The sequence below is a fragment of the Microcoleus sp. C2D2 genome (assembly GCF_036702495.1).
Lineage (GTDB): Bacteria > Cyanobacteriota > Cyanobacteriia > Cyanobacteriales > Microcoleaceae > Microcoleus.
Window position 1 is genome coordinate 1 of record NZ_JAUBTO010000008.1, and the last position, 25,930, is coordinate 25,930.

The window sequence follows — 25,930 nt, forward strand, 5'->3', positions numbered from 1 at the left end:
GGAAGAAGGAAGAAGGAAGAAGGAAGAAGGAAGAAGGAAGAAGGAAGAAGGAAGAAGGAAGAAGGAAGAAGGAAGAAAAGCAAGGGTTTTAGCAATTGAGAAAGTGTTAATCGTCTTAGCGATTTCTATATGTTTATTTTGAGCGATCGCACTTTAGTAAAGCCTCCTGACTGACTTTCAGGACTTGCGCACAAAAACTAAAGGGTTCCCGGTTTTTATACCAGGGCTGATGGCTGTCACCAGGTTTTTTCCTAAAAAACCCGGTTTTTCCGTAAGGCATAACTTTATTGTAAGATATTTACACTAACTGTAAGGAGCATCGAAAATAATGCGAATTTTAATGATGGGCGGTACTCGGTTTATCGGGGTTTATCTTACTAAGATTTTAGCAGCACAAGGACATGAAGTGGTGTTGTTTAACCGGGGCAACAAGCCTGCACCGGTTTCGGGCGTGAAACAGATTCAGGGCGATCGTACAAATGTCGAACAACTAAAAGAAAAGTTATCGACGGTCGAGTTTGACGCTGTTTTTGACAACAACGGCCGCGAACTCAGCGATACAAAGCCTTTAGCTGAAATATTTAAAGGGCGGGTGCAGCACTTTGTTTACATGAGCTCTGCGGGGGTTTATTTGAAATCGGATCAAATGCCTCATATTGAAGGGGACGCTACTGATCCTAAAAGCCGGCATTTGGGTAAATGCGAAACCGAAACTTACTTGGCCGAGTCCGGTTTGCCTTGGACTTCGATTCGCCCGACTTACATTTACGGCCCCCAAAATTATAACGATTTGGAGGCTTGGTTTTTCGATCGCATTGCGCGCGATCGACCGATTCCGATTCCCGGTAACGGAATGCACTTCACGCAGTTGGGGCACTGTCAGGATTTGGCTAAAGCAATGGCGGCGGTTTTGGGGAACGAAAGGGCTCGAGGGCAAATTTACAACGTTTCGGGCGATCGATTTGTCACCTTTGACGGTTTAGCCCGCGCCTGCATTCAAGCGGCAGGCAAATCCCCTGATGCTATTAAGATTGTACACTACGATCCGAAACAATTTGACTTCGGCAAAAAGAAAGCTTTTCCGATGAGATTGCAGCACTTTTTCGCTTCAGTTAATAAAGCTGTTACCGAGCTTAACTGGCAGCCGGAATTTGACTTACTTTCTGGATTGAAAGATTCTTTTCAGAATGATTATGTAGTTTCGGGGCGGGACAAAGCTGAGATAGATTTTTCAGTCGATGATGAAATTTTGAAATCGGTTCCAAGTTAAGTTAGAGTGGGGGCATCCCATGCCAGCAAAAATCTAGAACCCCACCCTAACCCTCCCCTTAGTAAGGGGAGGGAACAAGAAAGAAAGCAAATGGAACTAAATTAATGATTGAAGAATTGCACAAGGGATTCCCACCTGTAGTTTATTTTATTGAAATCCGGACTTCCCAGTTGTCGCTCGACCAATTAAAAAATTTAGATAAGCCATGTTAGATTTTTATAATGCGGAAGATTTGACATCTTGGTTGGAAGCTAATTCTCCAAAAGACTAGGAAATATTAGGTGAATTTCATGCTTGGAATAACACTCGGCAATCGCTACAGTATTATCCGTCACTTGGGAGGCGGCGGATTTGCTCAAACTTATTTAGCTGAAGATAAGCAGCTACCAGGCAATCACCTCTGCGTCGTCAAGCAGCTTAAACCTCAAGCAACAGATCCCGAAACTCTACAGGTAGCTAGACGTTTATTCGATACCGAAGCACAAGTTTTGTACAAATTGGGAAATCACGATCGCATTCCCAGACTTTTTGCTTTTTTTGAAGAGAATCAAGAGTTTTATCTAGTTCAAGAATTTATAGAAGGCCACGATTTAAGTCAAGAAATTATACCCCCCCAAACCCCCCCTTACCAAGGGGCGGCTGGGGCGGGTTCCCCTTACCAAGGAGGAACTGCGGGAGTCATGCAGGAAGATGCAGTCATTTGTATATTGCAGGAACTTCTCGAAATTTTAGACTTTGTACACCAGCAAAATGTGATTCACCGCGATGTCAATCCCCGCAATATCCTCCGCAGAGATAGAGACGGAAAATTAGTTTTAATTGACTTCGGCGCAGTCAAAGAAATTACTACTCAAATCACCAATCCTCAGCCCAAGAATAGCTTGAGTGTCAGCATCGGTACTCCCGGTTATATGCCCAGCGAACAAGCTCACGGCAACCCAAAACTCAGCAGCGATATCTATGCCGCAGGTGCGATCGCAATTCAGTTCCTCACTGGCATAAATCCTCACCAAATGCCAAGAAACCCCGATACAGAGGAAATTATTTGGCACGACAAAACATCAGTCAGTCCTGAATTTGCGAAGATTTTAGATAAGATGGTAAAGTACGATTTTCGCCAACGCTATTCTAGTGCCGGCGAAACGCTGCAAGCTATTAAAGAATTGAAAAATTCTTTCAGCGGTACAGTTCCTGTATTGCCTCCGGTTGCTGCTGCGAAGGGGCGGCTCAAATCCCGAAAAAAATTGTATTTTAAAATATTGTCGATCGCCAGTTTAATTGGCATCAGTATTATAGCATCAATTTATGGTGTAAATACTTTTAATGCGGCAAATGCCACTGACCTGTACAACCGAGGCAATACTCTTTACAATTTAAGCCGATTTGAAGAAGCTCTGGCAGCTTACGAGCGAGCAATAAATCTCAGGCCGGACTACGCGGAAGTTTGGCAGGAAAAAGCCAAAACTTTATATGAATTGAAAAAATATCGAGAATCGCAGTCAGCTTACGATCAAGCCATAGAATTAAAGCCGGAATACTTGGAAGCTTGGACGGGACGCGGTTATGCTTTGGAGAAGTTGCAACAGTCTCAAGAGGCGATCGCATCTTTTGATAACGCTTTGAAAATCCAGCCCGACTATGCGGCAGCCTGGGAAGGCAGAGGCGATACTCTGTTAGATTCGCAGCGGTACGAAGAGGCGATCGCCTCCTACGAAAAAGCGGTACAATTTCAGCCTAATTTGTACCGTTCCTGGTACAATCGGGGACAAGCTTACCAAAAATTAAAACAGTACGATCGAGCCGTAGAATCCTATCAAAAAGCAGTTGAAATCAAATTCGATAATTATGAAGCTTGGTACAATGTAGGCAATGTTTTCCTAGAAGTTAACAAAAATCAAGAAGCTTTTGAAGCCTACGAAAAAGCCGTGCGGTTTCAGCCAAATTTTTATCAAGGGTGGTACAGTAAAGGCATCGCTTTGCTGAAAATGCGGAGGCATGAAGAAGCGGTAGAAGCTTACGAAAAAGCTGTTAAATTAAAACCGGATTATTATCAAGCGTGGTATAATTTAGGCTGGTCTTACCACGAATTGCGCAGGTACGAACAAGCAATTGAGTGTTACAGCAGAGCCTCAGATTTAAACCCGGAAGAATATCAAGCGTGGTACAATAGAGGAAATGCTCAGTACAATTTAAAGCGGTACGAAGATGCGCTAGTCTCTTACAATGAAGCTGTCTATGTCAAGCCTGACTACTCGGAAGCCTGGTACAGCCGCGGCAATGCACTGGTGGCGGTAAAAAGATACGAAGATGCGATCGGCTCCTATGACAAAGCAATTCGCTACAAACCGGATTACGGAGCGGCAATGGAAGCAAAAAAGCGGGCAGAAAGTCAGCTAGGAAGCAGCCCGCTAGAATCCCAACAACAACAACAACAACAATAATTGTTATTAGTCCCCCTCTGCTAGGACGAGAGTTTGTGTAAGCTGTTGGGCATCTTGCGCTGTATTTTTTGGGCGGGCGAGACGCCCACCCCACAATAATTTCATCAAAGTTGACTGTAAAATTTAGATGCGCCTCAGCTTAGTAGCGATTTCAAGATCGGAACGATCGTGGGGGTAGGTTATATTTTAGCGAACAGCGGGAGCAATTACGGTAACTCGGCGGCTGTCTACTAACATCGGCCAAAAACCTCGATCGCTCAATGTTTTTATTGCAGCAGTAGCGGCGTTTTGATCCGTTGTATAAGCGACGAATAAAAAGGGACGCTGGCCGTAGGAAGCTAAGCCTACTTGCGTGCCTAATGCTTGCCTGACTTGGGCGGCTAATTCCGGTTGGTTGAAGTAATCTACTAACACTGCATAACCAGGGCCCAGGGGTTGGGGATTGAAGGCAAGATTGCCGCTGGGAGAATTGGTGATTGGTTCAGAACCTGGTGCTGGCTGAGGGTTGTAGACTGGCAAATTTTGGGGTAGCGCGGCTGCGGGCGATCGTACTACGTAAGCTTGCAATCCGACAACATCTTCGATGTATTTAACCCAATCGCTGGCGATTTGCGAGTCCCGAAAGCCGCCAACTCGCGTCACCGTGTCGTTGATGTACCGACAAACTGTGTTGTCAGTATTTCCGGGGAATGAGCGTTTTGCTCTTTCTTGCTGTTCGGGTGTTGGGGTGACAATTAACAGTAGATATTCATCGGACTGGGGCGGTTTGCAGCTCGACTGAGCTTTAACAGAAGTCGATAAAATTGTCAAGGCAAAAAGGGCGATCGAAGTAGCAGAAAATAGGGGTAGAGACAAAATAAATTTGTACAATTGACTTCTAATTTCTGTGAGTTGTTTTGTCGGATTTTGGGCAAGTTTATTCATGCTGTCTGTAGGGATGCAAGGGCATCGGGAATAGTTGGTGATGGTGCTTGAAATTCACCTGTCAGTACATATTCTAATCGCAGTTTTAACCAGGTGATGAAGACAGGATCGGTAGAAATTATAGCGGCGGCTGGCTGAGGGCATTTTGCTTTAACTTCTGCCATTGTGGGTGCTTCTAGGAAAGCGGGCTGTTTGACCAACCAGAAGTCTATTTGTTTTTCTTGTTCGTTGTAGTTGCGAGTTCTTTCTTTAAACACTTCATCTAGGGCTTCTTCTTCTAGCAAAAAGCGTTGGCTGGCTAAAACGTAGTAGTAGGTTTGCATTTTTCTCGGTTGTTAGAGGTTGACGGTTAGCGGTTAATGCCGCCTGTACCGGCCAGTTTTGCTGGTCAGGGGCGGGTTTGCTCAGTTGCGGTCGTTGGAGAGTTCTAGACTCTTGTGCCGTTTACTTTACCTTATTTGCTGTCATCTTGGGTAGATGCAGAGCAAGTCGCTTCAGAAAAATCTTTGGTGGCGAGAGTTGGGGGAGTTGTGAGAGTTGCGAGAGTTGCTGGTTTTTTGGGGATTTGGGCGATTATTTTTCGGGCTGGTGATTTTCGGGAAAATTTAGGTGAGAATAGGAAATTAGATGGAATTGCACGTTGAATAATTACCAATTATTGAGGCAATCTGGGGGCTGTTAAACCTGATTGGGAGTGGTTTGCATATGAAAAGTTGTTGGAGTGCGATCGCAACTGGTATTGCTTGGTGTCTGGCTTGGGGCGAGGGACGCAAACCTCAATTTGAGATCGGCGTGTTGCAGGAAATGCGACGGGCTTTGAATTCTGGGGAGGAAGTGCCGGCAAAAGTGAGGGAAATTGTCGATCGGCTTCAGGAACTTCTGAATATTCCCGATAATATCCCCAAAGGAGAGTTTTCCGAAACAATTACTGATTTGCAAAATCAATACCAAAATTTGTGGAATCAAACCGGGGAAATTGGCTTAGTTTACGGCGGTGCAACTAAGATTAAGCAGTATGTTTTTGACGAGGCGAAACTCCCAGATATTCGCGGTGCATCTGCACTTCTAGATCGGATAAATTTAGTTGATTTGCCTGCTTTTTTTAAAAAGAGTTTTGAATCTCCAAGTGACCAAAATCAATCTCAACAAGTAAGAAAATGGCTGGATGAAAACTTTGCGGGTGAACCCAAGCTTTCAGCAGCTTTGATTCCTGAAATGATTGTCTATTCTACTGGCGGCAATATCTTAGCTTTCTGCCCAGCAGCTTTTGTGAATGAGTTAACTGATGCCATAGAAAAACGCTATTCCTATGAAACCATAACTGCTAATTCATGCGCGGTGGGAGATACGTTTAAGCTTTTAGAAATTCGATTTGGTTTGCTGCGAGACCCGATAGAACAAACCTTTTGGCTCGATCGATACCGCCAAGAATATAAAAATTCCGTGGTTGAGGCTTACTTTGGCAAGCTGGATAAAGACTCAAACGAACCTGTCGATCCATCTTGTGTGGAAGAGGCGTTTGCAAATCGCAAGAGTTTTAATGAATTAACTACTAAATTGGCCGTGATGTTTAATCAGCGGCGCAGCGGCAATGACTTTGAAATTAATCAGGGGCGCAGCGGCAATGACTTTGAAAATCGCCCCAGCCGCCGCTACCCGCCGATGTTGGAAACGCACCCTTATCTGCAAAGGGATGAGGCCGATCGCCGATCGGCTATCACTCGGGCTACCGACAATCCCGACAATCCCAATCAAAAAGGTCTTCCGGGCAATCCTTGGTTTTCTGAGGTTTCTGCGCGCAAACGCAAAGCGGGCGATCGGGCTAAGCACGGGAAAATCAAAGAAACTCATTGGTACACAAACAAAGAATGGGCTGCTGATGTCATTGAAGGTTGGGTTGACAAGTTTGAGGATTTCTTGGAAAACGAAAAACTTCAGAAATACTGGGGCGACAACAAGCTTAAAGACGTTGAAATATCTGAATCTTTAACTCAGCTTGGCAGTGTGAGTAAGGGCTTTGTAGCGTACATCTATGCTGATGGTAATAACATGGGTGGCTATATTCAAAAAATTAGCACTCCCCAAAAATATCAAGAATTTAGCGAAGATGTTGACAATGCCACTAGATATGCTGTTTTTCAAGCCTTAGCTGAGCATCTTCAACCTCGCGAACTTAAAGGAAATAACAAGTCAGAATCGACTCTTCAAGATGGCGCTTTGATTCATCCCTTTGAGATTATTACTATTGGTGGCGATGATATTATCTTGATTGTACCAGCAGATCGGGCATTGGCGATCGCCAAAACCATCGGAGAACAGTTTGAACAAATTTTGCTCAGACAAGTTCAGATACCCGGTGTGGAAATCAAAGGTAACTATCAAACTCAGCCATCAGAAAAACCTATCGTTCTCAGTAAGTGTCACCGCTACTTAAGTCAAAATGCAGGAACTACTAATTGTCAATTAAGTACATCGATCGGCGTGTTGATTGCCGACTATAAAACTCCGATTTACTATGCAAAAAAACTTTACGAACAATTGCTCAAGTCAGCCAAAAAACGTGCTAAAGATTTAAAACAGCACGGATACTGTGGAGGTACAGTGGATTTTTTGGTGATGAAATCTGTAACTGCGATCGCATCCAGCATCGAGGATTTCCGCAAAGAAGCATTAACCAAAGAAAGTCCTCAAAAACTTAAGCTATACGCCGCACCTTACACTTTGCACGAAATTGGCGGATTGATAGAGTCTGTGAAAGCGCTGAAAAAGGCTGACTTTCCCAAATCGCAACTCTACCAAATTCGCAGTTTCCTAGAACAAGGAAAACAAACTACAATCCTCAATTACCGCTATTTCCGAACCCGACTCAAGCAGGGAAAGAAAGAATTAAGACAAGAATTTGAAGAAGCTTGGTGCAAAGCTAAAACTAATGAAGGCAATGTAGCACCTTGGATGTACGATTTAAAAGAAGGAGTTTATGAAACCATCTGGCGGGAACTTTTGGATATTTACGATTTCATTGAATTAGAAGATTCCGACTTTATTTCCGAAGAATTGGTAGAGGCGGAGGTTGAATCATGATTGTTGTCAGGACGCTATCAAGCTCAATTAATACTTACACAGTTACAGCAGTAATTGATACAGCTTTGTGTGTAGGCGCGGGCGGTTCCTCCGCTTCCCTTGCAGATAAGCCAATTGTCCGCAATGCAGAAGGAAACCTGTTAATTCCGGGTTCTCAAATCAAAGGTCGCCTCCGCCACGAATGCGAGAAAATTGCTAGAGGTTTGGATTGGGAGATTTGCGAGTCTCCTAGTCCGGGAAAAATGGTAATTCGCAGAGAAAACGCACCGGATAAATTTAAGCGCTGCGAATACGAAGTATCAGGATATCATGAGACTTATCACTGTTTAATAAGTCAAATTTTCGGCGATCCAGTTTTGCCATCCCGGGTAATTTTTGAGGATTTGATTTGTACGGAAGACCCGGAAAATTTGGCAGATTTTATACGTCCGGGGGTGACAGTGAATCGCCGTCGCCGCACCGCAGAAGAGAAAAAACTATACTTTTTGGAGACTTCTCCACCTAATGTTTCACTGAGGTTTGAAGGTCAAATTCATCTGTTGCCAAATTGCCCCAGCTACGCGAAACCTTTGATGTTGGCTGGTTTCAAACACATTCACGCACTGGGTGGAAGTAAATCGGCTGGTTTGGGATGGCTGAGTTGGGAAAATTTACCGGAATTTGAAGGGACTGAAGCAGATTGGGATTTTCTAGCGAGGGGAAGGAAAAATGCAGCGAATTGAACTGGAAATTAAGGCTTTGTCTGCTTTGGCGATCGCCCGTCAGAAACCGGGTGGTTCGATTGGCGAAGCTGTAGACTATATTCCCGGTACGGTGATTCGGGGTGCTGTGGCTGCTCAAATTTTGGATCTATCGAATGGGCGATCGGGCGATTTGAGCGAAAATGGCGGCGATTTTCAAGCTTTATTCTTGAGTGACAATCCAGCAATTTTCCAAAATGCTTACCCAGCATTAGTAATTAATGGAAAACTCATCCCTCAAGCAAGACTTGAAGACAATGGAGTTTTACCCACTACCGCACTAAGTTCTAAAAATAAATCCGGTTTCACGCCCAAAAACAATGGTGTTTTTGACACTTTAATCGATCGCTTTTGTGCTGAAGGCTATGGATATCCCTACGATCCGAATTGCCCGGAAGACGGAGGGAGAGTCGATGCTGCTGGCATTAGTTTTTACTGTAAATTTAATAAAAAGTATCACAGCCTAAGTGCTAACAAACGCCTGTTAACGCGAGTTGGGATTAATCGTCGCAGGGCTACATCGGAGGAAGAAATACTTTACAGTCTGGAAGTTTTGAATGAATCTCAGGAGAACAAACAAAATCCTGTTTACTATCGAGGTGCGATTTTAGTGGAGGATAATTTAGCAGAATCTGTACGGGATTTCATTCAGCAGCGTCATCAAAACTTTCGCTTGGGCGGTTCGACTTCCAGAGGATTAGGAAAAGTTGAAATTAACACAAAAAAGCCTGTTGATGCTAAAATAGATGTGAGCGATCGCATCGCTAAATTCAATAAAAAGCTAGAATGGCGATGGGATAAATGGGGAGTTTTTGGCAATCCTATCAAAGAGTTACCAACAAATCGAACTTACTTCACCCTCGACTTGCAATCCGATGCTATACTGACTGAAAATTGGCGGCGTACAACTGTAATATCTAAAAAGATGTTGCACCAGTTTGCAGGGGTTAAAGATAAAGATGAATCTTTGCATTTGGAAGCCGCTTACAGCAGTTACGAGTATCTGTCGGGTTGGAATGCGGCTTGGGGATTGATGAAAGATGTCGAGTTGACAACCAAGAAAGGTTCGGTTTATTTGTTCAGTACAACTCAACCAGGGCTTTGGATTGAGAGATTAGGAGAGTTGGAAATGAGGGGATTGGGCGATCGTACTTGCGAAGGCTTCGGTCAAGTTCAAGTTTGCAACGAATTTCACCTTATATTTCGGGAGGAAGCAGTATGAGTATAAGTACAGAACAAAGGATAGAGTTACAAGTACAAAAAGCTATTCGCCAAACAGAAGACGATCTAGTCATTTGGATTCAAGATGCTTTAGACACTTGCGAATATGGTAAGTCTGGAAAGGAAGAACTAGAGGAATCACAGTTCCGCAACTTAGTCCGCGTTGCTGACACAACAGATAGTGCAGAAGTTATTAAAAACTTTCTCCGATATCAAGTAGGAAGAGATAAAAAATGGGGGAGGGGGGAAAAATCTTTAGCGACAAGGGTAATTCAAGATATTGATGGTAACATCAAAAAAAATGCTGGGATAATTGCCGAATGTTCCCAAACAGACTTCAAACATATTTGGCTAGAACTAATTCGCCGTTATTTGGGTTATGGCTCTCGACATCTCAAGTATTTAAAAGATGGAAAAAACTAATCAATAATAGACTGAAAGCACAGAAATCGTAATGTTTAAAGGGAGGTAAAAATGAGAAATCGACTAATTTCTACTGTAGGTACGAGCCTTCTCAATAACCTAAAATTTTCTAAAGAAGAAGCTATCCAACAGGCTTTTGAAGAAAGAAATTGGCATCAAATAGCACTCCTATTACTTCAGAGAGAAAACTCCGATCGTTTGTGTGGAGCAGAAATAAATTCAATTACGAGTATCTGCAAAAAAGAGTTTATCGCTCGCCCGCCCAAATTAATTTTTCTACTTTCCGATACAGAAGATGGTAAAACAACAGGCGAGATTCTTAAGTTGTATTATGAAAATTCAGGTAATTCTCTGAAGCTCGATCAAAAAGTTGAAGTTCGAGTGCTTGAAGGATTGCGCGATGACGACGTTAAGAAATTTAAGCAACAAGGACTTAAAAATCTCGTCCGCGAGATTAGCACAGAAGTAAGAAACTTTTCTCCGGAAGCAATTGCGATCAATGCTACTGGCGGATATAAAGCACAAATTTCGTTTGCTGGCATGATCGGACAAGCGTTGGAAATTCCCGTTTATTACTTATTTGAGAAGTTTTCAGAAGTAATTGAGCTACCTCCACAACCAGTTTCTCTTGACCTTGCTTTTTGGCTCAATAATTATCAATTATTTTCCGAGCTTGAATCTGCACAAACCATTGAGAAGTCAAAAGTTGAAGCAAGTCTGAAAAGTAAGTATATGGAGTCACTCATTGACGAGGAACCTATTGGCAATGAAACAGCAGTCAGTCTCTCGGCAATGGGAGTCCTATTTAATGAACGTTCCCGATTGCAATTTGCTAAGCAAGAAACTACTATTCTATCCCTAATCCCTCAAGATGATACTGACCCCAACAAGAAACCGATTAATCTGAGAGACGATCATGGTAAAGATGTATTGCAAGCATTTGCCGAGAAAATCTGTCGCTCGACTTATGTAAAAAAAATTATCAATTCTTTACCGTTTAATCCAAAATGTCCTAATCCTATTTTGCGGGCGCATCCAAATGGCCTTGTCGAGTTTGTTCTAACTTGGACAGATAAAGGACTAGGGTTGTGCATTCAAACAACGGGGCGAAATCAAGCGGAAACAAATAGTATTGCTTTACATCTGGAAAAAGAGTTTTCTCAATAATTAGGATTAACCATGTTTGACAAATTCAAAAATCGACTGGAACTCACAGGAACGCTCACAACCGTAACAGCATTACGCATTAGTAAAGGTCGATCGACCGAAGCGATCGGCTCCGATTTACCTGTAATCAAAGATGCTTTGGGTAGACCTTTGATTCCCGGTTCAAGTTTTAAAGGTGCGCTGCGATCGCGCTTAGAGAGCTTCCTCCGAGGTATCGACCCAAATCTAGCCGAAGATCCGGCTAACTACACAAGTTCAACTAGAAACAATCAAGTCAAAGATTTAAAAGTAAAATACAAAAATGATGACTTGAATTTAACACAAGAACTGCTCGACCTAACAGACGATATTGGCAGTTTATTTGGTTCTCCCTGGATAGCCAGCAAATTCCAAGTCCGCGACTTAACCGTACAACCCGAGGCGTGGTTCGGACAATATCAAGAACGAGATGGAGTAGCCATTGACAGAGACACAGAAACCGCCGCAGAGGGCAAACTTTACGACTACCAAGTTGTCCCCGCCGCAACTCCCTTTGATTTTAAAGCAGTAGTTGAAAATGCTCACGATTGGGAATTGGGTTTATTAATGATTGGTTTGCATCAATTTGAAACCGAACAAATACCTCTAGGAGGCGGGCGATCGCGCGGTTTAGGAGTGGTTAAACTAGAAATTGATAAGATGCGCTGGGTTGATGTCGAAGACCATCCAGAATTTTTGTTAGAATACTTAAAAAAGTTAGTTATGGGAGATGAAACAGCTTATGAAGATGCGGCTGATTATAAAGATGAGTGGGTACAAAAGCTGATAGATCGACTGAACAATAACATTTCTCAATCATCCCCAACTCAAACAGCTCAATGGTAAAACTAAATATTGCAGAAAAGAGGTCAATATGGGTTTCAGCAGTTATAAAGATATCGGTGAAGTTCTCAAAGAGTTTCAGATTACTTATACTGAAGCTAATTTCATGGGAGAAACTGAATTTAGTATCCCTGAGTATTTTCGGGAAGACTTAGCATTTATGATGCGAGAAGCAGTTGTGGACAATTCAGAGTTTGCTGTGTGCGAAAATTTGATATATCCAGTTATCAAAGAAGTCTGGAAATCTTATTATAGTAAGTTTGTTCTCTGGAGCCATAGATCTCTTACCTACGACCTGAATCTGTCTGGTTTTCCTGAATATATTTTGGCTAAACGCTCTCCTTTGGGAAAATTCGTGTTTGAAAAACCTTATTTTCTGTTAGTTGAGGCTAAGCAAGATAAATTCGACGAAGGGTGGGCGCAGTGTTTGGCTGAGATGATTGCAGCACAGCGGTTGAATGACGAATTGCAGGTAACAATATTTGGGATTGTTTCTAATGGAAAAGGATGGGAGTTTGGCAAACTTGAAAATCACAATTTTATGCACAATCAGGCTTTCTACACTATTCAGGAAATCGATCGCCTATTTGCTCTTGTCAACTATGTTTTTCAGCAATGCGAAATTCAGCTTGATGAGCTAGTAGCTGCTTAATTTTTAACTATCTCTTAAATTACTCACCCATGCACAAACGATTTGTCAATCATTGCACGATCGCCCTCACTATAATTCCCGACGGCCCTATTCTCATCAAATCCGGCAAAGAAGGAGCCGATCCAACTAAACCCGATATGGAATTTGTCGAGACTTACCATGCAGGAGGGAAGTCAATTTATCTACCGGGAAGCAGTTTAAAAGGTGCTATTCGCGCTCATGCTGAGAGAATTGTCAGAACCCTAGGAAGAGATAGTAATCCTAATGATCCGAAAGTTCTCTGGGCTAACGATCCATTGAATGACAAGCATGATTACTTGAAAAATAAATCATCCAGCGATATTTACAAGTTCTCTTCTTTTACCGATCGCATTTTCGGCAACACTTCAATTGCTAGCAGAGTTAGAATCCAAGATGCTCACCCAATTGATAAGAAACAGCTCAAAATTCAAGAACGCAATGGAGTCGCGATCGATCGCGTTTTCGGTTCCGTAGCTGTCGGACCCTTTAACTACCAAGTCTGCACCGCCGGAGAATTTCGCACTAAAATACATCTCAAAAACTTTTCCTTAGCACAATTAGGCTTAATTGGCTTAGTTTTGCGAGACTTAAATGATGGTTGGTTTGGAATCGGTTTTGCCAAATCTCGCGGTTTGGGGACGGTGACAGTCAAATATAACGAAGCCGTAGTTCAATATCCCGGTTGTCAATTAGATGAAGATAATCGCCAAATTCAACAAATAGTCAAACCCGGTCGATGGGGACACGCTTTCTTGCTGGGTGCAGGAGAATTTTTAGACACAGAAGAATCTGCAAGTTATGGCTTTTCTAAACCCGATCGCGAACAAACCCCTATTCCTGCTGAACCGATGGATTTAGGTTTTGGAGTCCAGCTAAAATGGCAAGGCGACGGTGAGACTGGTGTACCGAATTTATTTAAATGTGCAGTTTGTGCTTGGAGTAAGCTTTTAACAGGTGCCGCAGCATGAACAAAGGTTTTGTATATGTTCGATCGGGTTTGTCACGAGATGAAGTTAAAGAGTTGTTAGAAAAGTTAGCAACTGAGGAAAGTTATTATTTTGTGCGATCGCCCCACGCAGTCAGCGGCATTTGCATGAAATTGCCCGATGAGTTTTTCCCCGGTTTTGAAGGGCAAATGTTTAATGCCGATCGCGAATTGCGCTGGAAAAAGCAGGGAAGTGCATATCAAGCGTTACTGCTGAGTCGAGTTGAAGCCGATTTAGAAGGATTTGAGCCGATCGATAAAGATTGCGAGTGGCAAATTTGCGATCGCGCGGCTTATTTTCACCGCCTTGACGAACCAAAATTCCCTAAAACTTTTGTCTATAAAGGAGAAAATGATGAAAAGATTGTCTCTAACAATATTAGCATAGGTCAGCGATACTTTCAAGAAAAAAGAACTGCTACCGTTCATTTTGTCGCCCTCACAGTCACGAGTTAACATGACTACAAATCTCCCACCCAAGCCCCGACGTTCTACACCGTTGCCAAGTAGTCCGGTTTCTAATAATAATCCCGCTGAAACAGGAGAACCTAAACCTTATGAATTAATTAGTTTCCCCAAAGAACGACCGCCAAAAAATCCTCCGGCCGGACATCACCAATATTTGGGCGATCGCCTGCACGGAACTTTGTTTCTCACTTTGAAAGTTCAGACTACTTTGCACGTCTCTACAGGCGTAGTTGTCATGGGTAGCGACATAGGCAGCCGCGTGCCTTTAATCAAAACAATGGTTCAAAACATTGACCAAAAGTTATCAATTCAAGGTAGTTCTCTCAAAGGCTGCATCCGGTCAGCATACGAAGCCATTACTAACAGCACTTTAGCAGTAATTACATCAAGATACAGAGATAAAATTCCGCAAGAACGCTTGCCATGTAAAAATAAACAAGAACTCTGTCCGGCAAGTCAAGTATTCGGTGCCTTAGATTGGCAAGGGCTAATTGAATTCAGCGATGCTAAATGCGAAAATACGGGCTTTGCTACGGGATTTATGCCATCTTTATATCGTCCCCGTCCCGATCGAAGACGAGCATATTTTGACGCAAGAGGCAACGTAGCAGGGCGCAAGTTTTACTATCACACAATTCGGGCGATCGACAAAGGTCAAGATCGAGGAATTACCGTTCAGCAAGCGGCTAAAGAGTATACTTTCCAAACACAGATACAATTCAAAAACTTAACAGCAGCAGAGTTAGGAACGCTTTTGATTGTGTTGGGGCAAGATCCAAAGTATCCGATCGCCCTCAAGGTAGGCGGCGGGAAGCCGATCGGCATGGGAACAATGACTGTGGAGGTGACAGCGGGAAGGGTGTTGCAGAATAAGGGAGATTTGCGCGATCGCTATTCCTCCTACAAGCCTCCAGAATCTGACAGCATGACTGGCACAAAATTGCAACAATTTATGCAAAAAAATATTCAAGCTGCTCATTCTAGTTTAGTGCAAGCAACTCAACTGCAACAACTAGCTGAAGTGTTGAAATATCCGACCGATCGGGAACCTCCAACAGGAATGTATTAAAGATGTCTAATACTGAATTAGTGACAGAATCTTTGACCGAAAACCAGTGGGAAATTGCCCACGCAATCGCTCAAACTCTAGTCAAAGAACAAACCGATGTAAATGAATTGGGAAAGGCGATCGCCTATCTCCGCAATGCAGTTAATCAAAATCGAGCTGATGCCACTTCCAGGTTTTTCAAGTATCTTAAAACCCTTGTCGGTAATGGCAGACAAATCGGACACAGTGGCAAAACCACAGATTATTACCGCAGCATCGATAAAGCTTGTAGCGATTGTCTCAAAGGATTTCAAGGGGATGCTAGCACTTTGCTGCAAATTTTAGGTTGGGCGTCTCGTTTGATGCGTTACTACAAAGAAGCGGGGCCGATTGGAGAAGTTGTGGCCCCAGTTGTAGAGTCAGCGAGACAAGTTGAAATTGCTAAGGCGATCGGCAGTCATGAGTTTGCAGTGGGTCAAATTGTCGAAGCCAAAGTTACTGCTGTCAAAGGAAACAAGGTGACATATGAAATTCTGGGAACTATCAGGCTAACTGAAAAAGAACCAAAAAAAGCACAATCCCTCTCTGAAGGACAAACGGTTAAGGTTGAAATTTTAGACCTTAAGGAGGATGGCAGTCTTAGAAAAGTCAAATGCTGTGAATAAAAATATTGAGCCTTCCTGAAGGCTGGATGATTTTGGCGTAAGGGTCGTGTTTCGTGCCTACTTTGTCAGAGTTTTGGGAAACAACGAGGGGGTTATCTCTGCGGATTTTATCCTCTCGCTTTAGCAATGCCAAATATCGATCGATACCGAGCTTGTTCTGACTGTAATATATAGTGTAATATGAATGGTAAGGCTCAGAGTTGAAACTCTAAACCTTGTAAATTTTGATACTTAACATAGGAAACAAATGTATGTATAGGTTGAAACGCCTTAACTTACCTGAATCAACTCTTCAAGCTCCAGCTAGAGCTACTGAATCAACTTTTCAAGCGCCAGATAGAACGTATTTAACAAGAAAAAGGAAAATAACATGGTGGAGATTGAGTTCACTGACGAATTCGAGCGGTGGTGGGAAACACTTGATGCAGAAACGCAAGATTCTATTGCTTTCGCAGTTCGGCTTCTAGAAGAAAAAGGAACGAATCTTCGCTCTCCTCACAGTTCAGGTATCAATGGCTCTCGTCACGGACGTATGCGAGAACTTCGGGTACAGCATCAAGGGGAGCCATACCGGATTTTGTATGCCTTCGATCCCCGGAGGGTTGCGGTACTCCTTTTAGGAGGCAACAAAACTGGTAACGATCGCTGGTATGAGGAAAATGTACCGACAGCAGATCGGCTCTATGACCAACTGTTAGAAGAGCTTAGGGAAGAAGGGTTGATATCAGAATAAAGCATTTCTGTAAATTGCACACTCCTCACCACCATAAGGACTTGAAAGTGGACACAAGTTGATATGAGATATGAGAACAAAGCCTTTTAGTGTATTACGAGAGCGGATGACGCCAGAGCGAAGGGCAAAGATTGAAAAGCGAGTTCAACTCGCCTTACTTCATCTTACCTTTTTGGAACAGCTAAAGTCGTTGGGTTATGCAGATGAGGAACTGGAAAAAGAACTCAGCAATTTTGATTCCACTTTTTCTGATTTGGATAGCCCAGAGGATATTCAAGTATCTGCCCTCTATGGCTACATCCAAGCTCTTGGTGGGAGTCTAAAATTAGTAGCTAATTTCCCTGACAAGGAAATCGTTCTTGCTCAGTTCGAGTAAGTAATACTCAATAGTATCGACAACAAAAAAGAGTTCGGGAGATTATAATCATCCGGCTCTTTTTTGCAGAGAAGGGCTTGACTTTTATCAAAATGACAGCTATTCTTTAGAAGACTGGAGAGTGAAAATTTTCCAAAGACTTCAACAAGTCTTTCAACTTACCCCGCAAGGGGATGGAAACACGCCTCTAGTATGGTGATTGAACAGTTGATTCAGTTTTCACCTCTTCCCCGCAAGGGGACTTTAATCGATCGACTTAATTGCTTCCCACACTTTTTTAAACGCGCGATCGCCCCTCTCAATCCGCCATTCCGTCAAGGGCGAGATCCATTTTTTGTGTTTTATAGTGATAAAAATTCCAAGTATTACGCAACCGACACAATGGAAGTGTCTGGGTAAATAAATAATTGGCGATCGCACCCCCCACTCCCATCCGCTCCCCGTCATCAGAAAATTGGGTCGGAAACCCCGTCCTTCCAGGACGGCTTTACAAAAAACCCAGCAACAAATCAACTCTCTCAAAAATTAGAGGCTAAAATGTGAGGATGACTCTCAAGGCATTCAGCTACCGATTCTACCCAACGCCACAACAGGAAAGTCTGTTGCGGCGCACACTCGGTTGTACTCGTTTGGTCTATAACCGTGCGTTAGCTGCCAGAACCCAAGCATGGTACACAGACCATTCAAGGGTAGGGTACGCTGAAACCTCCTCCATGCTAACCGAATGGAAGAAAACAGAAGAACTCTGTTTTCTGTCCCAGGTGAGCTGTGTGCCGTTGCAGCAATGCTTACGGCATCTGCAAACCGCTTATAGCAACTTCTTTGATGGTCGTAGTGGTTATCCAACGTTTAAGAAGAAACGCAATGGTGGTAGTGCAGAGTTTACCAAATCTGCTTTTAAGTTTAAGAATGGCCAAATCTACTTAGCTAAGTGTGCCCAAGCTTTGCCGATTCGGTGGAGTCGGATGTTACCGTCTGGGGTACAGCCGTCTACGGTCACGGTCAAGCTTTCCCCATCCGGTCGGTGGTCAGTATCACTGCGAGTTGACGTGGAAATTGAACCGTTACCTTCGTCAGACAAGCAAGTTGGCATTGATTTGGGCATCACAAGTTTGCTCACTCTAAGTAATGGCGAAAAGATCGTCAATCCCAAAGGATACAAGGCAAAGTATCGCAAGCTTCAGAAAGCACAAAAAGCGTTAAGCCGGAAGCAACAGGGGTCAAACAACCGTTACAAAGCACGGCTTAAAGTAGCGAAAGTACATCAGTCCATTGCTGATGCCAGAATTGATAACCTTCACAAGTTAACCACTCAATTGGTGCGCGAAAACCAAACGATCGCGATTGAGAATTTAGCGGTAAAGAACATGATGAAGAACCCGAAACTTGCCCGAGCAATTAGCGATGCTAGCTGGGGCGAACTGGTCAGACAACTTGAGTACAAGTGTGATTGGTACGGTCGTACTTTAATCAAGATTGACCGATGGTTTCCGAGTTCCAAACGGTGTGGCAATTGCGGTCACATTGTTGAAAAAATGCCGCTCAATATTCGTTCATGGGATTGTCCTAATTGCGGGACTCACCATGACCGAGATCTTAATGCGGCAAAGAACATTTTGGCGGCAGGGCTTGCCGTTTCCGTCTGTGGAGCGAACGTAAGACCCGACAACCATAGAGTTGAAGGGCAGTTGCGAAATCCCCGCCTCGGGAAGGAAGCAGAAACCTAAGTCGTGAGTCTTAGGAATCCTCGCCGTTATATGGCGGGGAGGATGTCAACCCCCGATTTGTGGCATTCTATATCTGAAAACCTCACAAAACACCGCATGAAGGAGGGCAGCAAGTACCAGTCGCTCTTAGATTATCTGCGCGAAAATCGCCATCTCGACGAAGTAACCCTTAACTTCGCCGAAATAGAGGCATTGCTAAACAACGCCCTCCCACCTTCGGCACGCACTCAACAAGCTTGGTGGAGCAACCGCAAAAAGGGCGCTCTGCAAGCTACCGCTTGGATGGAGGCAGGATATCGGGTGGAAACAGTCGATTTCGACTCACAACGGGTAACATTTCGCAAGTTAATCCAGAAAATTCAGGTTCAGCAGGCGGGCGATCGGGTGCAGTGGAATGGCGAACTCATCAAGGCATTGCGTCTCCATATGGGGTTGACACAAGCAGAATTTGCACAACACATAGGCGTGCGACAGGCTACAGTCAGCGATTGGGAGAACGGGCAATTGCCTGCTCGTTCCACATCAAAACATTTGGATTTGATAGCCGAGATGGCAGGATTCAAATACAGAGAGGAATCTGAAAATTCGGATTAGACTATTGACATATTAAAGGTAAACGTATATATTGTCAATATGGCAGTTTAGTTAGCCGATCGTCAAGTGCGATCGCGCCAAAAAACAAAGCCCCCAAAAACAAAAGCCAGCGCCGCAAATTGGGCACTGGCCGATTCAAAATTAAAAAATCACCTCTATGATACACCATTCTTTGACGCCTCGCCCGATTACGGATCGGGAAAAACGAATCATTCAGCTTTACGCTGACTGTCAACTGGCGATGACTCCGCAGCAATTCTACGCAAAATGGGATGTCCCGCAAGAAGCTCTAGCCCTCATTTGCTGTCGATCGCTTTCTACTGTGCGTCGCTGGTTTACCAGGGGAGGCAAGCACCGCCATCCCCAACTGCACGACTTGCGTCACCTCGCCTTGATGAATTTTCTGTTAGAGCATTTTGAAGCGATTCCCCCAGAACTTCGGCAACAACTTTGCTTAGCCAATTCGTAATCTTGCATTTTTTTCTAGCCACCTGACAAAGTAGGTGGCTAGAATTTAGCCCCCTATAATTAAGCTGAGACAATCCCTGACAAAAAACAGATTTTTTTGTTGGGGAATTCGCTATGCCTTTCAGTGTTTATAAAACCATTGATGCCCTTATCTTAAATCGCGAACCAATCCATCAAAACATAACAGAATAAATAACCCCACCCAAAATTATGTCTTGACTTCGATCCATTAAAGCTAAACTAATATAGAGTTTTACCATAAAAGTTTCTCCCCGTTCATGAACATCGCTTATCTAGTCAACCAATATCCCAAAGTCAGCCACAGCTTTATCCGCAGAGAAGTTATAGCAGTTGAAACTTGCGGCCTGAAAGTCGCACGCTTTTCGATCCGATCCTGCGAGTCAGAACTCGTTGATGAGGCCGACAAACTAGAGCAAGCATTGACTAAAGTAATCTTGGGAGTTGGTGTACAGGGGTTAGCGTGGGGCTTGCTGCGCGTTGCCGCAACTAGACCCATTCGATTCATCGAAGCTTTGCGCCTAACATTTCAAGTAGGCTGGCACTCGGAACGGGGGATTTTGCGGCATCTAGCTTATTTAGCAGAAGCTTGCATTCTTTTAAATTGGTTTGCAGAATCCGGTACAGCACACGTTCACGCTCACTTCGGGACAAATTCCACAACAGTCGCAATGCTGTGCCGCGTGCTTGGCGGCCCGACTTACAGCTTCACCGTTCACGGCCCTGAAGAATTTGATAAAGCGACACTTCTTTCCTTAAACGAAAAAATTAAGCGATCGACCTTTGTAGCAGCAGTTAGTTACTTCGGTAAAAGTCAGCTTTTTCGGTGGTGCGATCGCACTTTTTGGTCAAAAATTCACGTCATACACTGCGGCGTAGATGCTGCATTTTTAGCTGCACCCTACGTCCCCATACCCGCAGCACCCCGCTTAGCTTGCATTGGCAGGCTCAGCGAACAAAAAGGTCATTTGTTATTGCTAGAAGCTGCTAACTTGCTAGCAGTTCAAGGCTTAGAGTTTAAGTTGGTACTCGTAGGAGACGGGCCGCTGCGATCGGATATTGAAAAGCAGATTCTGCAACTCGGCCTGCAAAACCATATAGAAATTACCGGCTGGGCCAGTGGCGATCGAGTTCAGCAAGAGATTTTAGGTTCACGGGCAATGGTATTGCCTAGTTTTGCTGAAGGTTTGCCCGTCGTAATTATGGAAGCCCTCGCTCTCAATCGGCCCGTAATTAGCACTTATGTTGCTGGCATCCCGGAACTCGTAGAACCCGGTGTTTGCGGTTGGTTAGTTCCTCCCGGTTCCGTAGAAGCATTAGCAGTAGCGATGCGCGCGGTATTGGAAGCACCTTTAGAAAAGCTAGAACAAATGGGAAAAACAGGAGCCGAGAGAGTTGCTCAACAACACAATGTTGATTTAGAGGCAAAAAAATTAGTCGCCTTGTTTGAGAGTGCTTCAGAATCGTGCAAAACCTATTGATTAACTGACATCAAATCTGTTAGCATGGCAATTCTTCATATATCTCTTCTCTTTATCTGCGTGAATCAGCGTGAATCCATTCTCATCTGCGGTTCAGAAATTCTCTTTTTTTAACCGCAGATACAGGCAGATTAACACAGATTAACGCAGATGAATTATATCTATTCCGGTTGCAGCGTCCGTGATTGTTGACTGTTGACTGGATTTTACAATTCCGATGCTAACCGGATTTGATATGACATCTTGCACAATTATTAATAAGTCTTTCAAGGGCGGGCTCTCCTGCCCACCCACAGGAAAATTAATTGTTTGTGTCATCGGCCGTCGGGCTTGTTCCTTTAATTAAAGCAACCTACTTACAAACTTTTTAAGGAATAGCAACCTCTCGCAACAATCGATCGACAATCGTCTTAGCCCTCCTTCCCCCCGCCGGAATCAACCGGTGAGACAGTACGTGCGGCGCCAAATCCTTCACATCATCCGGGGTAGCAAAATCCCGCCCCGAAATAAACGCCAAAGCCTGGGACGCCCGGTGCAAAGCCACCGCACCCCGGGGACTTACACCCAAAGTAATCTCCTCATCCTCCCGCGTCGATCGCACCAAATCTACAATATACTGTTTCAAAGAGCCTTCCACCTTCACACCAGCGCACAAACGACGCAATTCCTGCACTTCTTCCAAAGAAATACAAGGCTGCAAATCTTCAACAGCAAAACTATCAGAAAGCCGTTCCAACATTTGCAACTCTTCCAACGCAGCGGGATAGCCCAAAGTCAAAGACAAAGTAAACCGATCCATCTGGGCTTCCGGCAGCGGAAAAGTGCCTTGATATTCGATCGGGTTCTGAGTCGCAATCACAAAAAACGGCGCCGGAACATTCCGAGAAACTCCATCTACTGTCACCTGCTTTTCTTCCATCACTTCCAGCAAAGCTGACTGAGTTCGCGGCGTCGCCCGATTGATTTCATCGGCAAGCAAAACATTAGCAAAAACTGGCCCGGGCAAAAACTCAAACTCTCCGCTGCGCGGATTCCAAATATTAGTACCGGTGATATCCGTCGGTAACAAATCGGGAGTGCACTGAATCCGCTGAAACTTCCCATCGATCGATCGCGCCAAAGACTTCGCCAGCAGCGTTTTTCCCACACCCGGCACATCTTCCAGCAGCGCGTGCCCGCCCGAAAGCACGGCTACCAGCACCAAGCGAATAGCATCGGCTTTGCCAACAATAGTCTTGCCTAGATTTTGTTTGAGCCGCTCAATATTTTGTCTCATATCCCTGATTTCTAATAGTTAATTGCTAGTCGCTAATTGTCGAAAAGATATCAAGATTGCCAAAATCTTGAGTCTTTGCCTTGCGGACTTCGTATTTGTACAACTAGAATTTAGTCTGACTCATGTTGCACCATTTTTTAAACCGATCGCCCGTTCTCTATCACATAATTATTAGACTTTAGCAGCTAATACGCTTCTAGCAACATCACAATCTGCCTGAATTTGAGTTTTGAGAGCATCCACAGAAGCGAATTTTTGTTCGGGCCGCAAAAACTCTATCAAACTCGCGCTCAAGGTTTTACCGTACAAATCCCCAGACCAATCTAACAGGTGAACTTCCACAGTGGGTTGCAGCCCGTCTACCGTCGGGCGGCAACCAACATTCATCACCCCATTGACAAAAAATAAATTTGATGCTAGGGCGGGGATTCGAGATTTGGGATTTTCCCGCTGATAGGAAGAACTTTGATCTTTCATCTTTTCCCCTCCATGCTTCACCGAGACTCGCACGGCGTACACGCCAAAACGTGGCAAAAATTTTTCCGGCGGCAGTTCGATATTAGCAGTAGGAAATCCGATCGTCCTGCCCAGCCGCTGTCCGCCAACCACAGTCCCCACCAAACTGTAAGGTCGCCCCAGCAACTGATTCGCTCTTGTGAGGTCGCCCTCGGCCAGACATAAGCGGATTGCAGAACTGCTGATCCGCACCGTACCGCGATTGTGCAGCGGTACAAGAGCAACATCAACACCGTAACCCGAGGCGCGAGACTGCAAATCCACAGCCGTCCCAGCGCGTCCCCGTCCAAACCGAAAATCAACCCCCACACTAATTCGACTCGCTTTTAGTTGTCGCACCAGAATTTCCTCGACAAACTCTAGGGCCGTCAAAGTCGCCAATTCTCGATCGAACGGCAGCAGCACAAGTTGATCGACGCCCATTGCTTCGAGCAATTCTACCTTTTCTGCCAGAGGTGTCAGCAGTTTTTTCGGTTGACCGGTAAAGAATTCTTGCGGGTGGGGATCGAATGTCACCACAGTGCTGTAAAGCCGATCTACCCCATGAGAATCGCGACCAGAGAGGCTGTTGCCCTCTGCCCTTGTCTGCCGTATCAAACCATCGAAATTATGGCTGCTGCCAGCTCGATCGGGCGGTGCTGCTGAGTCATTGTCGCAGGTCGCCGGATCTTCGCTTTCCAAATTTGGATCTCTGCCAGTGTTTGAGCGCAAGTTTTGCCCCGTCTCCGAAACCGTCGCAGAATTTGGCCCAGGCGATTTATTTAAAATTGGCTGCACGACTTGTCGATGCCCTAGGTGCAAACCATCAAAGTTTCCCAAGGCAACAGAAGTTGGAGTCAGAGCAGCGGTACAAGAAGAAGTTACCCACACGCTTAAGATTTTGACACAGTTAGCCAGATTGCGATCGCCAGTCGATGTTAGATGTTAGATGTTAGATTTTAGATTGACTCGATAGATGCAATCTGGGAGATTGAACTTTGGTCTAAACTTTTTGGTTTTCCACGACTTAAGCAGGGGGCTTGTATCCGTCTTTGAGGTCAGCCTTAACTTAAATTTGAGATTTCCGACCTCAAGATGTAAGAAGCATCGGGCAATCTCAAATCCATCAGACAGGCACTTTAGGCGCTTGCACCGACGCTTCAGACAAATCTTTCTCAGGAGGCAGCAACTGTAACGACAAACCTTCCCGCGCCATCAAACTGTTCGGGAACCTTTGAGCCACTTGTTCTCCCACCCTGTCTAAAAACTCGTCATTGTGCAGCGGGTCGTGGTGAAAAATCACCAACTTTTTGACATTAGCAGCCTTTGCCACCTTCACCGCTTCCTGCCAAGTCGAATGTCCCCAGCCGACCTTGCTGCTCTTCGGGGCATAATACTCCTCATCGGTATAAGTAGCGTCGTAGATCAGCACCTCAGCATCCCTGGCCAAATACAGCACATTTTCGTCCAAACGGTCGGGAAAATGTTCGGTATCAGTCACGTAAGCAGCCGAATACCCCCGCCAGTTCACGCGGTAGCCTATAGCTTCCCCGGGATGGTTCAACAAAGCAGTTTCCACCTTAATCTCTCCGATTTCCAGCGGTTTGCCCACTTCTATATCGTTAAATTTCAGGTCTGCCCCCATAATTTGCAGTGGCACCGGAAAATTGGGGTGCAGCATCTGGTCGTGGAGCCGCTGCTGGATAGTAGCCTTATTAGGAGCAATAGCCCCATAGATCTGAAAACAATTGCCCTGAATAAAAGCTGGGACAAAAAATGGGAATCCTTGAATGTGATCCCAGTGAGAGTGAGTAAAAAATATATGAGCTTTTACGGGCATCTGCGACAGGAGAGTTTGTCCCAAAACCCGCAATCCAGTACCGCCATCGAAAATTAGGCGACTGTCACCCACTCGCATTTCTATACAGGGCGTGTTACCCCCGTAACGTACTGTTTCAGCCCCGGGAGACGCTATGCTACCTCTAACGCCCCAGAAGTGAACCGTGAATTGGTTTTGCATACTAGACATGGGTTTTCCTGCAAGATTGTTCCGGCGAGCCATCGGTAAGGTGTTTACATACTGGTAAGGGTTTTACCATCAAACCCAAGCTCTTTGACGGTCGAGAAACGCACTTGTTGGAAGTGCCAAGAGTCTCGCTTGCCAGAGAATGCAAAACTGTTGGGCTTGACAACTGAGCAAGAAATTACAAGGTAGACTAATCAAGTCTCGATCGTAAGTATTCTTTTCTTCTCTTCACTAGCCTAACCTCCGCAGACACAGTTTGGGGCAGCATTTCTGCCTGAGTCTGGTCAAAAGCCGCTGTTTTTCCAGTCTCCGCACTTGCCGAACAGCATCGCGCGGTTGGTTGTTGGCGCTGCTGCTTTACGGGTTTGAACCCGGATGATGCACGTACTGCTATCTAGTCCGGTCTATAGACCATAATATCGATGCTCCTGGGCGGGTTTACGGCGATATCTGGCTGATATTGCCGATCGGGCCTCACCGGACGGCCCCTACAATAATTACGGTTAATTTACCGGACTTGATATGCTGCTTTATAAAACCTACTCAAACGTGAACAAACCTGACGGTCAACGGAGTACCGTTAGACCGCAGGCTTCTTTTTCCCTCGATGCAAGGGGTTTTTTGAGTCAAGTAGAACCACCGCCACTTTCTTCATTACTGTTTCAACGTGCCAGAAAGTACATTGAAAATCAGGATGCTCCCGAAATATAATTAGCCAGCTTCCCAACCTCCGACAGCCACCCCTTTCATCAAGAGGCGTGGATTCGGG

At 44.6% G+C, this 25,930-nt stretch carries 26 protein-coding genes; 21 read left to right on the forward strand and 5 right to left on the reverse strand.

Translation table 11 applies throughout. The annotated features are described in order from the left end of the window. Positions 1-328: 328 nt before the first annotated feature. Both QUB61_RS04615 and QUB61_RS04620 read left to right on the forward strand, forming a co-directional pair. Complete coding sequence (locus QUB61_RS04615) at positions 329-1,270, forward strand: NAD-dependent epimerase/dehydratase family protein (protein ID WP_333122292.1); 942 nt, start codon at positions 329-331, stop codon at positions 1,268-1,270. Between the two features lie 290 nt (positions 1,271-1,560). Next, positions 1,561-3,711: a tetratricopeptide repeat protein gene (locus tag QUB61_RS04620; RefSeq protein WP_333122295.1), complete on the forward strand. Its 2,151-nt coding sequence runs from the start codon at positions 1,561-1,563 to the stop codon at positions 3,709-3,711. A 186-nt stretch (positions 3,712-3,897) separates the two neighbouring features. Here QUB61_RS04620 and QUB61_RS04625 read toward each other — a convergent pair whose 3' ends face one another. Together QUB61_RS04625 and QUB61_RS04630 are read right to left on the reverse strand one after the other, a co-directional pair. Further along, complete coding sequence (locus QUB61_RS04625) at positions 3,898-4,635, reverse strand: hypothetical protein (protein ID WP_333122297.1); 738 nt, start codon at positions 4,633-4,635, stop codon at positions 3,898-3,900. Beyond that, positions 4,632-4,958, reverse strand: coding sequence for an MgPME-cyclase complex family protein (locus QUB61_RS04630; protein ID WP_172192102.1), 327 nt, complete (start codon positions 4,956-4,958; stop codon positions 4,632-4,634). The genes QUB61_RS04625 and QUB61_RS04630 overlap by 4 nt, the downstream gene beginning before the upstream one ends. Before the next feature lie 114 nt (positions 4,959-5,072). On the opposite strand from QUB61_RS04630, the gene QUB61_RS04635 reads away from it, so the two are divergent. From QUB61_RS04635 to QUB61_RS04720, 18 genes are all read left to right on the forward strand, one after another. Then, positions 5,073-5,279, forward strand: coding sequence for a hypothetical protein (locus tag QUB61_RS04635; protein WP_333122299.1), 207 nt, complete (start codon positions 5,073-5,075; stop codon positions 5,277-5,279). A 61-nt stretch (positions 5,280-5,340) separates the two neighbouring features. Beyond that, positions 5,341-7,716: a type III-B CRISPR-associated protein Cas10/Cmr2 gene (gene cas10, locus QUB61_RS04640; protein ID WP_333122302.1), complete on the forward strand. Its 2,376-nt coding sequence runs from the start codon at positions 5,341-5,343 to the stop codon at positions 7,714-7,716. Beyond that, positions 7,713-8,438, forward strand: a complete 726-nt coding sequence (locus QUB61_RS04645; RefSeq protein ID WP_333122304.1) for an RAMP superfamily CRISPR-associated protein — start codon at positions 7,713-7,715, stop codon at positions 8,436-8,438. Before cas10 ends, QUB61_RS04645 begins: the two co-directional genes overlap by 4 nt. Next, positions 8,425-9,678, forward strand: coding sequence for a type III-D CRISPR-associated RAMP protein Csx10 (gene csx10 / locus QUB61_RS04650; protein ID WP_333122306.1), 1,254 nt, complete (start codon positions 8,425-8,427; stop codon positions 9,676-9,678). The genes QUB61_RS04645 and csx10 overlap by 14 nt, the downstream gene beginning before the upstream one ends. Continuing rightward, the gene (locus QUB61_RS04655; protein ID WP_333122309.1) at positions 9,675-10,100 is read left to right on the forward strand and encodes a hypothetical protein; all 426 of its coding nucleotides are present in this window, start codon (positions 9,675-9,677) and stop codon (positions 10,098-10,100) included. Before csx10 ends, QUB61_RS04655 begins: the two co-directional genes overlap by 4 nt. 51 nt (positions 10,101-10,151) lie before the next feature. After that, positions 10,152-11,267: a putative CRISPR-associated protein gene (locus QUB61_RS04660; protein WP_333122311.1), complete on the forward strand. Its 1,116-nt coding sequence runs from the start codon at positions 10,152-10,154 to the stop codon at positions 11,265-11,267. 12 nt (positions 11,268-11,279) lie between these two features. Beyond that, positions 11,280-12,131, forward strand: a complete 852-nt coding sequence (gene csx7, locus QUB61_RS04665; RefSeq protein WP_333122314.1) for a type III CRISPR-associated RAMP protein Csx7 — start codon at positions 11,280-11,282, stop codon at positions 12,129-12,131. A 28-nt stretch (positions 12,132-12,159) separates the two neighbouring features. Continuing rightward, complete coding sequence (locus QUB61_RS04670) at positions 12,160-12,780, forward strand: hypothetical protein (protein ID WP_333122317.1); 621 nt, start codon at positions 12,160-12,162, stop codon at positions 12,778-12,780. 29 nt (positions 12,781-12,809) lie between these two features. After that, positions 12,810-13,769, forward strand: a complete 960-nt coding sequence (locus QUB61_RS04675) for an RAMP superfamily CRISPR-associated protein (RefSeq protein WP_333122320.1) — start codon at positions 12,810-12,812, stop codon at positions 13,767-13,769. Further along, entirely contained in the window at positions 13,766-14,242 is a 477-nt protein-coding gene (locus QUB61_RS04680) for a hypothetical protein (protein WP_333122323.1), read from the forward strand. Before QUB61_RS04675 ends, QUB61_RS04680 begins: the two co-directional genes overlap by 4 nt. Position 14,243: 1 nt before the next feature. Continuing rightward, positions 14,244-15,323 carry an RAMP superfamily CRISPR-associated protein gene (locus QUB61_RS04685; protein WP_333122326.1) on the forward strand — a complete coding sequence of 360 codons (1,080 nt, stop codon included), beginning with the start codon at positions 14,244-14,246 and terminating at the stop codon, positions 15,321-15,323. A gap of 2 nt (positions 15,324-15,325) precedes the next feature. Continuing rightward, positions 15,326-15,967, forward strand: a complete 642-nt coding sequence (locus QUB61_RS04690) for a hypothetical protein (RefSeq protein WP_333122328.1) — start codon at positions 15,326-15,328, stop codon at positions 15,965-15,967. 370 nt (positions 15,968-16,337) lie between these two features. After that, the gene (locus QUB61_RS04695) at positions 16,338-16,700 is read left to right on the forward strand and encodes a type II toxin-antitoxin system RelE/ParE family toxin (protein ID WP_333031019.1); all 363 of its coding nucleotides are present in this window, start codon (positions 16,338-16,340) and stop codon (positions 16,698-16,700) included. A gap of 70 nt (positions 16,701-16,770) precedes the next feature. Further along, positions 16,771-17,076, forward strand: coding sequence for a transcriptional regulator (locus tag QUB61_RS04700; protein WP_333189845.1), 306 nt, complete (start codon positions 16,771-16,773; stop codon positions 17,074-17,076). Positions 17,077-17,621: 545 nt separating this feature from the next. Beyond that, positions 17,622-18,803, forward strand: coding sequence for an RNA-guided endonuclease TnpB family protein (locus QUB61_RS04705; RefSeq protein WP_333122336.1), 1,182 nt, complete (start codon positions 17,622-17,624; stop codon positions 18,801-18,803). A 42-nt stretch (positions 18,804-18,845) separates the two neighbouring features. Then, entirely contained in the window at positions 18,846-19,397 is a 552-nt protein-coding gene (locus QUB61_RS04710; protein ID WP_333122338.1) for a helix-turn-helix transcriptional regulator, read from the forward strand. Positions 19,398-19,554: 157 nt separating this feature from the next. Beyond that, on the forward strand, positions 19,555-19,866 hold the full coding sequence (locus QUB61_RS04715) for a helix-turn-helix domain-containing protein (RefSeq protein ID WP_333122341.1): 312 nt from the start codon (positions 19,555-19,557) through the stop codon (positions 19,864-19,866). 277 nt (positions 19,867-20,143) lie between these two features. Then, positions 20,144-21,364, forward strand: coding sequence for a glycosyltransferase (locus tag QUB61_RS04720; protein ID WP_333122343.1), 1,221 nt, complete (start codon positions 20,144-20,146; stop codon positions 21,362-21,364). Between the two features lie 367 nt (positions 21,365-21,731). On the opposite strand, the gene QUB61_RS04725 is transcribed toward QUB61_RS04720, so the two are convergent. The 3 genes from QUB61_RS04725 to QUB61_RS04735 all read right to left on the reverse strand — a co-directional run bounded on the left by QUB61_RS04725 (position 21,732) and on the right by QUB61_RS04735 (position 25,164). Beyond that, the gene (locus tag QUB61_RS04725) at positions 21,732-22,640 is read right to left on the reverse strand and encodes a MoxR family ATPase (protein WP_333122346.1); all 909 of its coding nucleotides are present in this window, start codon (positions 22,638-22,640) and stop codon (positions 21,732-21,734) included. Between the two features lie 171 nt (positions 22,641-22,811). Continuing rightward, positions 22,812-24,026 carry a bifunctional riboflavin kinase/FAD synthetase gene (locus QUB61_RS04730; protein WP_333122348.1) on the reverse strand — a complete coding sequence of 405 codons (1,215 nt, stop codon included), beginning with the start codon at positions 24,024-24,026 and terminating at the stop codon, positions 22,812-22,814. Between the two features lie 235 nt (positions 24,027-24,261). After that, positions 24,262-25,164 carry an MBL fold metallo-hydrolase gene (locus tag QUB61_RS04735; protein WP_333122351.1) on the reverse strand — a complete coding sequence of 301 codons (903 nt, stop codon included), beginning with the start codon at positions 25,162-25,164 and terminating at the stop codon, positions 24,262-24,264. Positions 25,165-25,683: 519 nt separating this feature from the next. Here QUB61_RS04735 and QUB61_RS04740 point away from each other — a divergent pair. After that, positions 25,684-25,872 (forward strand): hypothetical protein, encoded by a 189-nt coding sequence (locus QUB61_RS04740; protein ID WP_333122354.1) that lies wholly within the window; start codon positions 25,684-25,686, stop codon positions 25,870-25,872. The last annotated feature ends 58 nt before the right edge of the window (positions 25,873-25,930 follow it).